We start from the raw sequence: 13,705 nt of genomic DNA on the forward strand, positions 1-13,705 counted from the left end.
TGCGACAGCCCGCTCACATGAGAGAGCTTCGGGGACACGTAACGACCACGAAGCAACGATGGCGATCGTGCCCGATAGCGGCACGGCCGGGCTGAAGGCGGGGCGATAATGCTCGTGGTGTCGACCTCGGGGCTGCACCGGCTGGCCGCGCACACCCAGGCATTGGCAAGCCACTTGTCGGCCGCCGCTGCTGCTGAGCCGCTGGCGCCCGCAACGTGGCAGGCCAACGCCGGCGTGGTCAACGCCGCCTGTGTGGCCTCGCGCACCGACCTGGCGGTGATGACCGCACGGATGGGCGCCTCAGCCGCCGGGTTCAACAGCGCGGCGGCGGCCTACACCGCTCACGAGGACGCCTCGGTGCGCGCACTGCACGGGCTGGTGTCCTGATGCGGCCGGGGTTGCCGACCCGCTCGCAGCTGCGCATGGCCAGCTTCACCCACTTGGGACACGCCGCCCAGTGGTGGGAGCGCCTCGGCGCGACAGCGGAATCGGTGTTCGGCGAACTGGCGAGCGCGGTGCCCGCCCCCGGCGGCATCGACTGGCAGGGCGCGGCCGGCACCGCGGCGGCCGAGCATGCCGCCACCGACCTGGTCGCGGTGCGCACCCGGGCGTCGGCCTGGTCGCAGGCCGCGATGATCGCCCGGCTGGGCCAGGACCGGCTGATTGCCGGCACCGCTCTGGCGCTGGAAGCGATCAGCGACGCCGAGCGTGACGGGTTCGCCGTCGGCGAGGACTACAGCGTCACCGACGCCCGCCCGGCTTCCAGCCGCCAGCAGCAGATCGAGCGGATGGCCCGGGCGCAGGCCCACGCAGGCTACATCCGCCACCGGGTGGCCGCCCTGGTCGCAGCCGACACCGAACTGAGCGCCCAGTTGAAAACCGCCACCGCCGGATTCGGGCAGCTGAGCTTCGCCGAGTCGCCGCCAACACTGCCGGGACCCCCGCTGCCCGAGGGTCCGGTTTTGTGCACGGAGTTCAGTTCCCAGAACTTCCTGTGCGTGGAGGTCCTACCCGGCTACGGCGTTTTCCGGTGGGTCAGTCCGGTGGACTTCAGCGGTATGCGGCCGGACTGAATTGAGGAGGCATGCACATGAATTCCCCCGAGGTCGACAAATCCGTATACGAGAAATATGCCCTACACATCCGACCTCAGATCACCCAGCAAGACGACGGAACGTGGCGAGCCCAATACCCCGAAGCCGACTGGTATGTCACGGCTGATACCAAAAAGGCGCTCGATGACAAGCTCGGCGAAGAGATCACTCGGCGGCGCAATGCTGGGGAGGATGCAACCGGCACCCCGCTCGACATCCTGGAGCGCCATCTTGCCCAGCCGATCCTGGGCGTCTACGCACTCGACACCGAACTGTTCCGGTATCTGCGGCAACACAAGGGCGTCGCCGAAACAGAGCGCGCTTTCGAGGAGGCCGAGCGCCGCCGCGCATTAGGCCAGACCTACACCAAGGCCGACTACGACCGCGAGGCGGCCGAGCGCGACCACCGTCGGGGCTGATCGCCCGGGAGCTGCCGCGGGGCACCTTCTGATCCCGGATAAGAAGGAGGATCCCCGAGTGCGATCACCATGGCGCGCAAACTGCCCGGGTCCGGCCCCAGTGCGCTGCTGCACTCGCGACGAACTGCTGAACGAGCTGACGGCATTGCCGATGCTGCACATCGACACCGCGGTCGAGCGGCGCGCCCTCGATGCGCAGTGTCAACTCGCCCGCGCCGGCACCATCGCCTTCCGCCCGTCGATCTCATCATCTCCGAACTGACGGATCGGCACGCAGGTCATGGATGAGAGGCTCGCTACCGGACTTAAATACAATCTATATGTATTTTGAGATATCATGGATGCATGAGCTCATTGCTGCAGATCCGCAACGTCCCCGACGCAGCCCGGCGGGAACTCAAAGCGCGGGCGGCCGCCCGCGGCCAGTCGCTCAACGCCTACCTGCTCGAGCTGATCGACCGGGAGGTCAGCCGCCCCACGGTCGCCGAAGTCCTTCAGCGTGCCGCGCAACGCGCCGAGCGTGCCAGCGGGTCGGCAGCCCAGGTCGTCGACGTCGCTCGAGAGCAGCGAGACGAGCAGTTGGCTCGCCACCGCGGGTGATCGTCGTCGATTGCGCGGCGCTTGTCGACGCGCTCACCGGTTTCGAGGGCGCCGAAGAGCTACGCGCCGACCTCGCCGACGAGGAGCTACATGCCCCGACGCTGTTGGACTTCGAAGTCGTCTCCGCCCTGCGCGGGTTGACCCTGGGCGGGCAGCTCAGCACGGCCAGGGCGCACGACGCCTTGACCGACTTCGATGCCCTGCCCATCCGGCGGTGGTCCAGCAGCGCAGCCCTTCGTCTGCGCGCATTCACCCTTCGCAACAATCTCAGCGCCTACGACGCGGCCTACGTGGCGCTCGCCGAGGCGCTGGAGTGCCCGATCCTGACCCGGGACACGCGACTGGCGCGCTCCCGCGGCCACAACGTCGAGGTGCGTGTCCGCTGATCATCTGTGCCCGTTCCATCCCGGGCGGCGGTCTCAGGCCGGGACCGGGGTGAACCCGGCACCCGGGCCGCCGTTGCTGTTGACGTCATCGAGGATCGCGCTGAACTTAATCAAATTCGTAACTGGAATATCGGCATTGCCCGGCCAGCCGGGGATCACCCAGCCGTTGTGGATCATCGCGATCAGCAGGTCATCGGAGGTGACCGGGCCGCCGTCATCGCCAGGCTGAAAGAGCCCTGAAAAGTTCATACCCGCACCCGGACCGGGAAAGACATTATGCGGGTGCAGATGTAACCGGTGGCGGCGCCGAGTTTGCGCGCTGGCTGGTGCCACTCGTCGTTGCCGGGGCCGATGCCGTTGATGATGAAGCCGTCGAAGTTGGGTATCGGGGTCACCTTGGCCGGGTCGAATTTGATCACCGCGTAGTCCAAGCGTTCGTTGCTCGCGGCTACGACGGTGCCGAGGGGGCCGCGGTCTTCGGCGCCCTCAGCGACGACCTGGGCGCCGGGTCCGCCGCAGTGGGCGGCGATGAACCCGACCAGCTCACCCGCGCGGTCGTGGCCGATGGTGGTCAGGGTGCAATAGCTGCCGTCGACGATGATGCCGGCCCCACCGCCGAACGCAAGCTTGTCCTCCGCGGCGGCAGGCGGGTCGGCCAGCACTGGGGCAAGCATCAAGACGGCCGCCATAAGCCGCAACCACCACTGCGCGATGAACATCCCGACACCGGGCTGTTGACCGCGCTCACAATCGGAAAAGCCGGCGGCGTGTGCCCTGACTTGTCAGGCACGGGGCGGTGCGTGACAATCACGAAGCCGTCTACAAGAAGGCAAGAAGGAATGTCGGCCTATGTCGAGTTGTCGTGTCCCCCGCTGGGCGTGGGAGCCAGTCTGGGCAGTGGAGCAGCGGTGGCTGCCATGATGCCCGGAATCGGGATCAGCCATGTCGACGGCAGCATCGATCAGACAAACGGCTGGATGGTGACGCCAACCGGCGGCCGCGCCAATGGGAGGCTAAGTGGTCTGATCGGTGCGACAGCCCGGTCACATGAGAGAGCTTCGGGGACACGTAACGACCACGAAGCAACGATGGCGATCGTGCCCGATAGCGGCACGGCCGGGCTGAAGGCGGGGCGATAATGCTCGTGGTGTCGACCTCGGGGCTGCACCGGCTGGCCGCGCACACCCAGGCATTGGCAAGCCACTTGTCGGCCGCCGCTGCTGCTGAGCCGCTGGCGCCCGCAACGTGGCAGGCCAACGCCGGCGTGGTCAACGCCGCCTGTGTGGCCTCGCGCACCGACCTGGCGGTGATGACCGCACGGATGGGCGCCTCAGCCGCCGGGTTCAACAGCGCGGCGGCGGCCTACACCGCTCACGAGGACGCCTCGGTGCGCGCACTGCACGGGCTGGTGTCCTGATGCGGCCGGGGTTGCCGACCCGCTCGCAGCTGCGCATGGCCAGCTTCACCCACTTGGGACACGCCGCCCAGTGGTGGGAGCGCCTCGGCGCGACAGCGGAATCGGTGTTCGGCGAACTGGCGAGCGCGGTGCCCGCCCCCGGCGGCATCGACTGGCAGGGCGCGGCCGGCACCGCGGCGGCCGAGCATGCCGCCACCGACCTGGTCGCGGTGCGCACCCGGGCGTCGGCCTGGTCGCAGGCCGCGATGATCGCCCGGCTGGGCCAGGACCGGCTGATTGCCGGCACCGCTCTGGCGCTGGAAGCGATCAGCGACGCCGAGCGTGACGGGTTCGCCGTCGGCGAGGACTACAGCGTCACCGACGCCCGCCCGGCTTCCAGCCGCGAGCAGCAGATCGAGCGGATGGCCCGGGCGCAGGCCCACGCAGGCTACATCCGCCACCGGGTGGGCGCCCTGGTCGCAGCCGACACCGAACTGAGCGCCCAGTTGAAAACCGCCACCGCCGGATTCGGGCAGCTGAGCTTCGCCGGGTCCGGTACTGACGTCCAGCCCGTCGACAACCAGATACCGCCGGATGCCTCCAGTGGAGTGATCGTCTGCGAGCCCTACACCGCCGGGGGCGGATTCATGTGCTGGGAGTGGTTTATGGACGCACGTCGAAACCGTAGTTGGTGGAGTCCGCGCGACCTTAGCGTCACGCCGTGAGATTCGCCAGGCAGCCATGACCGAGCCGCACAACTACCGGCCGCCTGACTACGACAGCCCGACCGGGCCGTTTTCGCGGTGGGCCTTCCTGAGCGTTGCCCAGGTCGAGCAACGTGGTGACCAGTGGGTCGCCTGGCACCCGGGCCGCGACTGGACGGTGAGTGCGCCGAGCGAAGACGAGGCGCTACGCCGACTGCAGGAGGCCTCCATCGGGCGGCCCGGGTGGTACGCCGAGTACGAGGCCGTGTGCGCCCGCCACCTGCAGGAGCCGATCCCGGGCATCTACGCAATGGACATCGGGCTTTTCAACCAACTGCGCGAATCAGAGACCGATACCGATCTGGATCTGGCCTTCCAGGACGCCGAACGCTATCGGCAGGCCGCTAAGACCTACACCAAGGCTGACTACGACCGCGAGGCGGCCGAACGCCACCGTCGGGGCTGATCACCGCAAAGCTAGCCGGAGTACGGCTATCAGGGCGACAGCCCGCCACGCGGGCTGTGCCCGGAACCGACAGCCACGGCTGATCAACGTCGCTCGCCCTGGTCCAGGTCTCGCCCCCGGTTGCTGGGCATCATGGGCGTTCTCGGGCCGCTGCCGAAGTCGTCGGCCGGCAGTGTGGCCAATCCCGCTGCGGCGGTGGTGGACTGGGTAGGCCGGGCACCGGAAACACCAAATGGTCCCGCACCGTGATCTAAGACTGTGACGCTCGGCTCCGGATCCGGATCCAGGTATTCATAGCCGCGGCCGAGTTGGCTCACCCTGGCTCGCCGGTGTCGGCGCGCTGGGGCCTTCTCGTGAGTCGCCGCTGCGGCTGCCGGGGCTGTGGCGGCCTCGGGCTCCGGCGCCTTTTTCTTGGCCCCGGCGCCCCCTGCTGTCTGCGAACGCATGCTGAGATCACCCACCAGGTAGGGAAACGGCCCTGGGTCCGCTGGTGGTGGTGCGGCTGCGGGTCCGCCCGGCGTGAGGGTCGCGGAAGGCGCGGGCGCGGGAGGAGTTGGCGCCGGGACAGCGACCGACGCGGTGCTCACAAACGGGAGCAGGGGCGCGCTCAAAGCCGGGGTGAACGCCGCAAGCGGTGGCAGCGGCACCGCGGCAGTATGAGCCAGGCCGGCCAGCCCCGACAAAACCGCGAAGCCGCCGACAGCACCCGTGGGCGCGACCAGCACCGGAAGCGCCGCAGCCATCGGCAGCGCCGGCGTCGTCGTGGCCACGAAGTACAGATACTGCAGCAGCTGGGTACTCCAGTCGAAGAAGACCTCGAGCGCATAGACCCCTGAGGCGAAAATCAACAGCGGCGTGTTATTCCCGATCGCCGCCATCACCCCTTCGTACCCGGACCAGTAGATGCCGGGCAAGGACAGTAGGGATTTGGTTGCCCCAAGGAGGTTCAATGGTTGCCCGGTGGTGAAATTCGCTGGTGGGCTGAGAATGTAGGCGATGATGCTCTGTAGATTCGCAAGACTTTCAAAGTCGTAAAATGGTTCGCCCACATAGTAGGGCGGGCCGGTGAGCTTGGGACCGAGAATCTGATCGATGAGCCGGTCAAGCTGTGCGAAGAAATTGAAGATCGAATCCGGTCCGGAGCTCGCGTGCGGGGAAGCTGCTGCCGCATCGGATTTCACGATCGCAGGTGCGGGCATGGTCTGCGGCGCCGCCGCCACCGCCGCGCTGGTCACGCCCTGGTAGGTGCTCATCACGGTAGCGGCCTGAATCCACATTTGTGCATACTCAGCTTCGTTGAGTGCGATCGGTACCGTGTTGATGCCAAAGAAGTTGGTTGCCACCAGCGCCGCATGAGTGGCGTGGTTGGCGGCCAATTCGCCCAGTGTGGGCATGGCCGCCAACGCGGCGGTGTAGGCGCCGGCCGCGGTATGGTGCTGTGCGGCCATCGCCGCGCTGTCGGCGCTGGCCTGCCTGAGCCACGCCAAATACGGCGCATGCGCGGCGACATAGGATTCCGCGCCGGGCCCGTCCCACGCCCCGGCCTGCACCGACACCAGGACTGCCTCCAGTTCGTCGGCCACCGACGCGTATTCGGCGCTCAGCGCACTCCATGCTCCCGCGGCCGCCAGCAACGAACCCGGCCCCGGACCACTGCTCAGCAACGCCGAATGGACCTCCGGTGGCGAGGCCATCCAGATCGGCGCGCTCATCGCGGACCTACCGCAATCAGTGACGGGCACCGATCGGGCGCGACTGAGTGTGCCCGGCCGATATTTCTCGACGGCTCGTCCGAGTTCCCGGTTCGGGCCGATGGCATGGTCGCGCCGAGCATGGCCGCGGCAAACAGTGGAGAAGTCATTAGACGCCCCTGGGCATACGACGGGATGCTCGCCGCCCGACGAGACGTCTAGCCGCCAGAGCTGATCAAGGCACCGATCAACCGGCGCCCGCTAACGGCGATCCGCCCAATCCGCGAGGCGACGCGCTGCCGGACGCGGCGCGCCCGGCGCAACTGGCAGGTCTTCGGACTCACAGGCACACACCGAAAACGGTGCTCCTACTGGCCGTCGCTTCCCAGCCCCAGACATCTGCTGTGGACCAGTGCCGATGACGGCGGTCGTTCCTGCATACCGCTGCGGGACAGTCCCGGATTCACACCGGGTTCCCTCTCACGATGCGCCTAACAGCAGCGCGCACCGCTCGATGCCTCCGACGCGCATGCCTCGTTGGCAGACCAGCTGCGTGGTGAATACTAGCTTGACGACCGAGCGTGCCGCCACCGATCCTCGCCTGCGGCGACGAGATTGCTCGGCCGGCAGCCTGCCAGTGCAGGTAGTCCTCCCATGACCGAATCTCCCGGTCGGCAGGAACTCCTTGAATCCACGAGCAACTTTAGGTAAGAAGAGGCGATCAGCGATGCGAGCAAAGGAGTGCGGGCGTGAAGGCATACGCGATGCTCGCGAGCGTGACCGCCGTCGGCGTGATCGTTTCCGCGGCCGGCGCGCCGATCAACCAACCCGCCCGCGCCGACGTGACTCTGCTGTCGGCGGACGACCCGCTCGCCGGCAGCGACACAGCGATCATCCTCGGCGGAACGACCGAACCCACGCCGTCGACCGCTTTCGCGCAAGCTGTCGAGGACCTGTATCTGCACCCCTTGGGTTTCGACGATGGCGCGACCTACTCGACGGTGTGCGACATGGTCGGGACCAACCCGTGCAGCGCCCCGCTGCAGGTCCTGACCACGCCCGAGCTGATCCAACAGGGCCCGAGCAGTCTCACCGCCGCATCCGACGTCGTGCTGGCCGTGGAGAACGAATTCAACGCGGATCCGGGCGCTTTCAACGCCGAGCACCCGCTGACGGTCTTCGGGTACTCGCAGAGCGCCACCGCCGAGTCGATCGCAATGAGCCGACTCGCAGCAGCCGGCATCCCCAGCGACGATCTGCACTTCGTGTTCATCGGCGATCCGTCTGCCCCGACCGGCATATGGCCCAACCTGGAACCCGCCCTGGACGCGACATTCGGCCCGAGCCTGGCGAACTCCATTGTCACCAATCTCGACCTTGACGGGGTGCTCGGCAACGTGACGCCGGACGATCTGTACCCGGCGACGATCTACACGCTGGACACCGACGGGGTCGCCGACTTCCAGCAGGACTTCACTGCCGGAGGGCTGCTGGATCCGATCGTGCGCCTGTTCGTCCAGCACGTGGAGTACCTGGGGCTGACGCCGGCGCAGATCGCTGACGCGACCACGTCGACCAACAGCGACCTCACCTATGTCGACATCTCCGACAACATCAATAACCTTGACGCTTGGATCGGCGCCATCGAACACGGGGTCGCCAGCAGCGGACTATTCCAAAGCGTATTGGATTCTCTGCTACTGAATTTGGGCAATATGTTCTGACCTGAGCCGTGCGCGCACCCGGCATTTAAAGAGATTGGCTCTCAGCCGTTAAGGGGCGAGGCTCGCGAGGTCGCCGATGATCGTCGAGACCGCACTGGCGACGGCATCGAATTCGATGCCGGCCGCAAACGTGCCCACGCCCACGTCGGCCGCGATCGGCAAACCGACAGCGTCAAGAAGGTTACCGGCCGCCACGTTGTCCACGAAGAGGCTGGCGTCATACGCGGGCAGACTGGTCAGCAGGGCATTGGCAATATCTACCGTCGGCAGCAGAACGCCATAGGCGGCCGAAGCCACACTCGAAAGCGTGTTGACCAAATCGGCGAGAGACGAGGCGGGATCACTGACGAGAGCCGACAATCCCGTCGACAGCTCAGCCAGTGCGCTCGTCGCACCCGTCGTCGCCGACGAGGGATCCAGCAGCGAGCCGAGCGACAACGTCACCGGGTTCGGTCCGGTACCGATGAAATCGCCGACGAAGTTCTCGATGCCCTGCTCGGCTCCGCTGACCAGAAGCCCGGGGAGCTGCTGGATATCGCTGAGGCTCGGGAACAGCCCGAACGGGGTGGGTATATTGGCGGGGCTGGTCGACCAGCCGTAGAGCGGGTCGCCGTAGCCCAGGTTCACCAGATACGTCAGGTCCGGCTGCAGCAGATCGGCGATGGGGTTCCCGATAATCGGGATGTCGCGCACCGGGTCCAACAGCGGCAGATTCGTGGTGGGGATCATGTAGTAGGTGGTTTCGGTGACGCCCGATGTCGGCAATTCGATAGCCGTAGCCAGTTGCGCAGACGTGACCGGATACTGCAAAAACAGAAATCCGGCAAACCCGTTCAGGTCCGACAGAAAATCGATCGGGTACCGCGGGAAATCGGCGAAGCCGTCGTATTCCGCCGTGTAACTGACGGTGGTGAAGTCATCGGTGGGGAACGCGCCGTAGAAGCGAATCCCCAAACTCGTGACGTCCAAGCCGACGAAGCGCTCAAAGAGGCCGCCGTTGGGATTCATTTCGCTACCGATGAACACGAAGTTCACCGGCAAGCTACTCGGCGTGCCGGACGGGTCGAGCGCCTCCATTTCCAGCGAGGAGATGATCGAACTCTGCGAGCTGCCGAACACGATGGAAGTATCTCCGTCGGCGAGATTGGCTTGGATGGAGTTGTTCAGAATCGTGACGCCCTCAGACACCGATGTGCTGAGGGGCAAGCTGTTGACGCCGGTGAGCGGATATGCGTTCTCGGGCGTGACCAAGCCGTTCGCCAACGTCCCGGGGTACGTGGTGCCCGGGAAAGTAGGCTGCCCCGGAAAAGCGGTCCTAGGTTCGATGTAGACAGCACTTACTACGTCCACGTATGCGGAACCGGGAATCGGCTCCCCGGTGCCGCCCATCACCAACCCGATGCTCCCCGGTGCGGGGTCGGTGCCGTCTGGTGCGTCCCCATACGCGAAGACCGGCGCCATCATCGAGCTCAGTGTCAATAGGCCGGCGCCGACGCTCGCCAGCATCCCGGGAATCGGCCAAAGCAGCTTCAAGGCCACCATTGCTGCCTCCCGGAGACGGTGAGCTTCAAGACAGCGCTTTTGGTCGGTTACCAATCTGAGATGGCTGTCGTGACGCGGCCAGTATCGCACGAAGAGTCGTGTCGTTCAGTAACGAAACACCGGGATTTCCTCCTGACGGTGCCGGACTGCCAGGGTGGCCTCTGCTAAACACGCGGCACTCAGCCCGCGAGAACAGTCGAAAAAAACTAATCTCCAACCGAATTGGCGCGGCATGACTCACAAGGTTCAACTTTTGATCTGGGGGGCATGGACGTCCGGGGTGCGGACATGCTCGGGGCGGAAGCCGCGCCCGATGACGATCGGCGGAATGAATTGCAGCGGGCCGCGGCCGACGACCTTGGGGATGCGAAACGGGGACAGGTCACCGCTCAAATAGGGCTCGATCGCGGCGTGTTGGATGAACACCTGACCGGCCTGAATGATCCGGGTGGGCAGCTCTCGCCGGCGCTGTACCTTGGCGAGATCGCGATTGGTCACACGGCTTTGGCGCAGCGGGAGGCAAAGGATGTTAGCGGCGGCGACCGCATCGGCAACAGCGAGGTTGATGCCGACGCCACCGACCGGTGACATGGCGTGGGCGGCATCGCCGATGCAGAGCACGCCCGGACGCCACCAAGTCGTAACCCGGTCCACCCGCACATCGAGCTGGCTGGTGTCATCCCAGGAACGCAGGTCATCAAGCTGTTCACGCAGCTGCGGTCGCACAGACACCAGACGCTTCTTGAACGCCTCGAGTGAACCGTTCCGGGGATTCGCCCCCTTCGGCACCAGATACGCGACCTGCCAGTAGTCACCGCGGTAGATCATGGCCATGACGAAGCCCTTGCGGATCACCGCGAACGGCTCCTCGGGATCGCCGGGGCGCCATTTCAGCCGGAACCACAGCACATCCATCGGAGAGTGCGCCGCAGCGATCTGCAGGCCGGCCGCGGCCCGCACCGCCGATGTGCGCCCGTCCGCGGCCACCACCAGCTCGGCCCGCACTTCCAGTTCAGGCGTGCGCACTCCGGCCACCCGATCGCCGTCGAAGATCAGCTCTGTGACCTCGGCACTGCGTATTAAGGTGAATTCCGGATAGGCAGAGGCTTTTTCGGCGAGAAAGTCGAGGAAATCCCACTGCGGCATCAACGCGACATAGGGCTGGCTGAAGCCCAGCCATTTGAGGGCGCTGAAGTTGCCGAAGGTGCGCAGCGAACCGTCGGCGTCAAAGGCGACACGATCGATCTTGGTGTGCGGCAGACGCAGGAACTCGTCGATAAACCCCAGCTCGTGGATGATCCGCAGCGTGGCCGGATGCACGGTGTCACCGCGGAAGTCACGCAAGAAGTCGTTGTGCTTTTCCAACACAACAACCGGGATCCCGGCACGGGCCAGCAGCAATGCGTGAACCAGCCCGGCGGGACCTCCGCCCGCAACACAGACCCGCGTCCGAAGAACTCGCGCCATGGCCTGACAGTACTGACACCGGTCGCGGGTGAGACCTCTGGCACGTGGTATCCCCGGCGCCGTTCGCCGGCAAGGTCGGTGCAGGTCCAGCGGCCAGCTTCGACCTGCCGACAGGCTCTCGGGTCGCAGGCGCGCCGCACGCGGCACCTGTGAGGCGGTCCGATAGCCTTTGCAGCGGCCCGGTAATCGGGTCGGCCCGTGTCGCGGCGTTTGCGCCCAGCCACCAGATAGGAATCCGATGTCATCGCTGTCCAGCAACCCGCCGTCGGCGGCGCGAACGGCAGTCCCGGACTTCCTTACCCGCGAGGACCAGGGCTACCACCACGATCTGCGACCGCGTCAGCTGCAGATGATCGCGATCGGCGGCGCGATCGGCACGGGGCTGTTCTTGGGGGCCGGCGGTCGGCTGGAGTCGGCCGGACCAGGGCTGTTCCTGGTCTACGGGGTGTGCGGCTGCTTTGTGTTTTTCATCCTGCGCGCGCTCGGCGAGCTGGTAGTGCACCGCCCGTCGTCGGGTTCCTTCGTCTCCTACGCGCGCGAGTTCTACGGGGAGAAAGCGGCGTTCGTCGCCGGATGGCTGTATTTCCTGAACTGGTCGATGACCGGCATCGTGGACACCACGGCGATCGCCAACTATTTCCACTATTGGCCGGCGTTCCGCGTGATCCCGCAGTGGACATTGGCGCTGATTGCCCTGTTGGGGGTGGTCTCGATGAACCTGATCTCGGTGAGGGTGTTCGGTGAGCTGGAATTCTGGGCCGCGCTGATCAAGGTCATGGCGCTGATAACTTTCCTCATCGTCGGCACCATCTACCTGGCGGGCCGCTTCACGATCGAGGGTCGAGAAACCGGGTTGAGCCTGTGGACCGACAACGGCGGGTTCCTGCCCACCGGACTGCTGCCACTGGTCCTCGTCACCTCCGGCGTCGTATTCTCCTACGCCGCTGTCGAGCTGGTCGGGACTGCGGCCGGCGAAACGGCCGAGCCGGAAAAAGTCATGCCCCGCGCCATCAACTCGGTGGTGGCCCGCATCGCGATCTTCTATGTCGGTTCTGTCGCGCTGCTGGCGCTGCTGCTGCCCTACACCGCCTACAAAGCACACGAAAGCCCATTCGTGACGTTCTTCTCCAAAGTCGGCTTCGGCGGCGCCGGCACCTTGATGAACGCGGTGGTGCTCACCGCGGCGTTCTCCAGCCTGAATGCCGGCCTGTATTCCACCGGCCGCATTCTGCGTTCGCTGGCGATGAGTGGCAGCGGCCCCCGATTCACCGCGCGCATGTCGAAAAACGGGGTACCCTACGGGGGAATCCTGCTGACCAGTGTGATCGGGCTTTTCGGGGTTGTGCTGAACGCGGTCCGACCGGGACAGGCCTTCGAAATCGTGCTCAATATTGCCGCTTTGGGCGTCATGGCGGCTTGGGCGACGATCGTCGCGTGTCAGATCCGGCTGTACCGGATAGCCCGTGCCGGCGGCGCGCCGCGCCCCCGGTTTCGGATGCCGCTGGCGCCCTACAGCGGGTATCTCACGCTGGCTTTCCTGGCTGCCGTGCTGGTGCTGATGATGCTCGATAGTCGCCGCGGCCCCTGGGTCAGCTCGACCGTGGCCGCGGGCATCCCTACGCTGATCGGTGGCTGGTACCTGGTGCGGCGCCGGGTGATGGACACCGCCGAGGAGGTGAAGCGTTGAGCCGCAATCGCTATGCTGCTAATCCCCCGCTGTACGGAATGCTGCTGGTCTTTCTCGCCATCGCGATCGTCGCAGTCACCGCCTACGTGCACCCCGGATGGTGGTCGATGATCGGCTATGGGGTGGCCGCGCTGATCGCTGCGGTCGGTTTCGCGTTGGCATTCGGCGATTTCTCCTGACGGCTGCCCCGGCTCAGGGCGCTGCGGACCGCGTATCCACCCGCCCTCACCGCAGGCTGAAACCCGGTCCGGTTCGCGCAGCCGCCGACCCGCCCGCGCTACCGTCGATAAATTGGCAGAGATCTTCCGCAGGTCATCTCCCGTCAGTGACACCCACTCGACGGCAGTTTCCGCCCAGGAGGCACACCCGATGTCCGAGCCGGTCCCGCCGTTGCCGCCCTTCGACCTGGATAGCGCTCTGCAGAAGGTTCAGGCTGCCGAAGACGCCTGGAATACCCGCGATCCGGAGAAGGTGGGCTCTACGCCACCAAGCTGGGACGTCGGGTTCTAATCCGTGATGTCTGGTGATT

The 13,705-nt window shown here is 66.0% G+C and carries 16 protein-coding genes, 1 pseudogene and 1 riboswitch; of the genes and pseudogenes, 12 read left to right on the forward strand and 5 right to left on the reverse strand.

The window, feature by feature from the left end:
- Nucleotides 1-108: 108 nt before the first annotated feature.
- The 5 genes from F6Q13_RS15380 (at nt 109) to F6Q13_RS15400 (ending at nt 2,499) form a co-directional block, all read left to right on the forward strand.
- Complete coding sequence (locus tag F6Q13_RS15380) at nt 109-387, forward strand: hypothetical protein (protein WP_293058206.1); 279 nt, start codon at nt 109-111, stop codon at nt 385-387.
- The gene (locus F6Q13_RS15385) at nt 387-1,073 is read left to right on the forward strand and encodes a hypothetical protein (protein WP_293058208.1); all 687 of its coding nucleotides are present in this window, start codon (nt 387-389) and stop codon (nt 1,071-1,073) included. The genes F6Q13_RS15380 and F6Q13_RS15385 overlap by 1 nt, the downstream gene beginning before the upstream one ends.
- A gap of 17 nt (nt 1,074-1,090) precedes the next feature.
- Nucleotides 1,091-1,513 carry a hypothetical protein gene (locus F6Q13_RS15390; RefSeq protein WP_293058210.1) on the forward strand — a complete coding sequence of 141 codons (423 nt, stop codon included), beginning with the start codon at nt 1,091-1,093 and terminating at the stop codon, nt 1,511-1,513.
- A 345-nt stretch (nt 1,514-1,858) separates the two neighbouring features.
- Nucleotides 1,859-2,113, forward strand: a complete 255-nt coding sequence (locus tag F6Q13_RS15395) for a hypothetical protein (RefSeq protein WP_293058212.1) — start codon at nt 1,859-1,861, stop codon at nt 2,111-2,113.
- Nucleotides 2,110-2,499: a type II toxin-antitoxin system VapC family toxin gene (locus F6Q13_RS15400; RefSeq protein ID WP_293058215.1), complete on the forward strand. Its 390-nt coding sequence runs from the start codon at nt 2,110-2,112 to the stop codon at nt 2,497-2,499. Before F6Q13_RS15395 ends, F6Q13_RS15400 begins: the two co-directional genes overlap by 4 nt.
- 33 nt (nt 2,500-2,532) lie before the next feature.
- On the opposite strand, the gene F6Q13_RS15405 is transcribed toward F6Q13_RS15400, so the two are convergent.
- Nucleotides 2,533-2,748: a hypothetical protein gene (locus tag F6Q13_RS15405; RefSeq protein ID WP_293058218.1), complete on the reverse strand. Its 216-nt coding sequence runs from the start codon at nt 2,746-2,748 to the stop codon at nt 2,533-2,535.
- The gene (locus F6Q13_RS15410; RefSeq protein WP_293058221.1) at nt 2,745-3,173 is read right to left on the reverse strand and encodes a hypothetical protein; all 429 of its coding nucleotides are present in this window, start codon (nt 3,171-3,173) and stop codon (nt 2,745-2,747) included. Before F6Q13_RS15410 ends, F6Q13_RS15405 begins: the two co-directional genes overlap by 4 nt.
- Nucleotides 3,174-3,637: 464 nt before the next feature.
- On the opposite strand from F6Q13_RS15410, the gene F6Q13_RS15415 reads away from it, so the two are divergent.
- Genes F6Q13_RS15415 through F6Q13_RS15425 form a run of 3 tightly spaced genes read left to right on the forward strand, consistent with a single transcriptional unit; the run spans nt 3,638 to nt 5,065 of the window.
- Nucleotides 3,638-3,916 carry a hypothetical protein gene (locus F6Q13_RS15415; protein WP_293058206.1) on the forward strand — a complete coding sequence of 93 codons (279 nt, stop codon included), beginning with the start codon at nt 3,638-3,640 and terminating at the stop codon, nt 3,914-3,916.
- On the forward strand, nt 3,916-4,620 hold the full coding sequence (locus F6Q13_RS15420) for a hypothetical protein (protein WP_293058224.1): 705 nt from the start codon (nt 3,916-3,918) through the stop codon (nt 4,618-4,620). Before F6Q13_RS15415 ends, F6Q13_RS15420 begins: the two co-directional genes overlap by 1 nt.
- Before the next feature lie 16 nt (nt 4,621-4,636).
- Nucleotides 4,637-5,065: a hypothetical protein gene (locus tag F6Q13_RS15425; protein ID WP_293058227.1), complete on the forward strand. Its 429-nt coding sequence runs from the start codon at nt 4,637-4,639 to the stop codon at nt 5,063-5,065.
- 83 nt (nt 5,066-5,148) lie between these two features.
- On the opposite strand, the gene F6Q13_RS15430 is transcribed toward F6Q13_RS15425, so the two are convergent.
- Nucleotides 5,149-6,777 carry a PPE family protein gene (locus F6Q13_RS15430; RefSeq protein WP_293058229.1) on the reverse strand — a complete coding sequence of 543 codons (1,629 nt, stop codon included), beginning with the start codon at nt 6,775-6,777 and terminating at the stop codon, nt 5,149-5,151.
- Between the two features lie 286 nt (nt 6,778-7,063).
- A riboswitch (cobalamin riboswitch) is annotated at nt 7,064-7,270 on the reverse strand.
- A gap of 235 nt (nt 7,271-7,505) precedes the next feature.
- On the opposite strand from F6Q13_RS15430, the gene F6Q13_RS15435 reads away from it, so the two are divergent.
- Nucleotides 7,506-8,480 (forward strand): PE-PPE domain-containing protein, encoded by a 975-nt coding sequence (locus tag F6Q13_RS15435; RefSeq protein ID WP_293058232.1) that lies wholly within the window; start codon nt 7,506-7,508, stop codon nt 8,478-8,480.
- Nucleotides 8,481-8,528: 48 nt separating this feature from the next.
- Here the strand turns inward: F6Q13_RS15435 and F6Q13_RS15440 are convergent, their stop codons facing one another.
- A complete protein-coding gene (locus F6Q13_RS15440) occupies nt 8,529-10,022 on the reverse strand; it encodes a PE-PPE domain-containing protein (protein ID WP_293058235.1) in 1,494 nt (497 codons plus the stop codon).
- 246 nt (nt 10,023-10,268) lie between these two features.
- Complete coding sequence (locus F6Q13_RS15445; protein WP_293058238.1) at nt 10,269-11,489, reverse strand: FAD-dependent oxidoreductase; 1,221 nt, start codon at nt 11,487-11,489, stop codon at nt 10,269-10,271.
- Between the two features lie 238 nt (nt 11,490-11,727).
- Here F6Q13_RS15445 and F6Q13_RS15450 point away from each other — a divergent pair, with 238 nt between their 5' ends.
- The 3 genes and pseudogenes from F6Q13_RS15450 to F6Q13_RS15460 all read left to right on the forward strand — a co-directional run.
- Nucleotides 11,728-13,176 carry an amino acid permease gene (locus tag F6Q13_RS15450; RefSeq protein WP_293058240.1) on the forward strand — a complete coding sequence of 483 codons (1,449 nt, stop codon included), beginning with the start codon at nt 11,728-11,730 and terminating at the stop codon, nt 13,174-13,176.
- On the forward strand, nt 13,173-13,355 hold the full coding sequence (locus tag F6Q13_RS15455) for a hypothetical protein (RefSeq protein ID WP_293058242.1): 183 nt from the start codon (nt 13,173-13,175) through the stop codon (nt 13,353-13,355). Before F6Q13_RS15450 ends, F6Q13_RS15455 begins: the two co-directional genes overlap by 4 nt.
- Nucleotides 13,356-13,545: 190 nt before the next feature.
- A pseudogene (locus F6Q13_RS15460) lies at nt 13,546-13,650 on the forward strand (DUF1348 family protein); the annotation flags it as partial.
- Nucleotides 13,651-13,705: the final 55 nt, after the last annotated feature.

Origin of the sequence: Mycobacterium sp., from assembly GCF_008709575.1 — a bacterium.
GTDB lineage: Bacteria > Actinomycetota > Actinomycetes > Mycobacteriales > Mycobacteriaceae > Mycobacterium.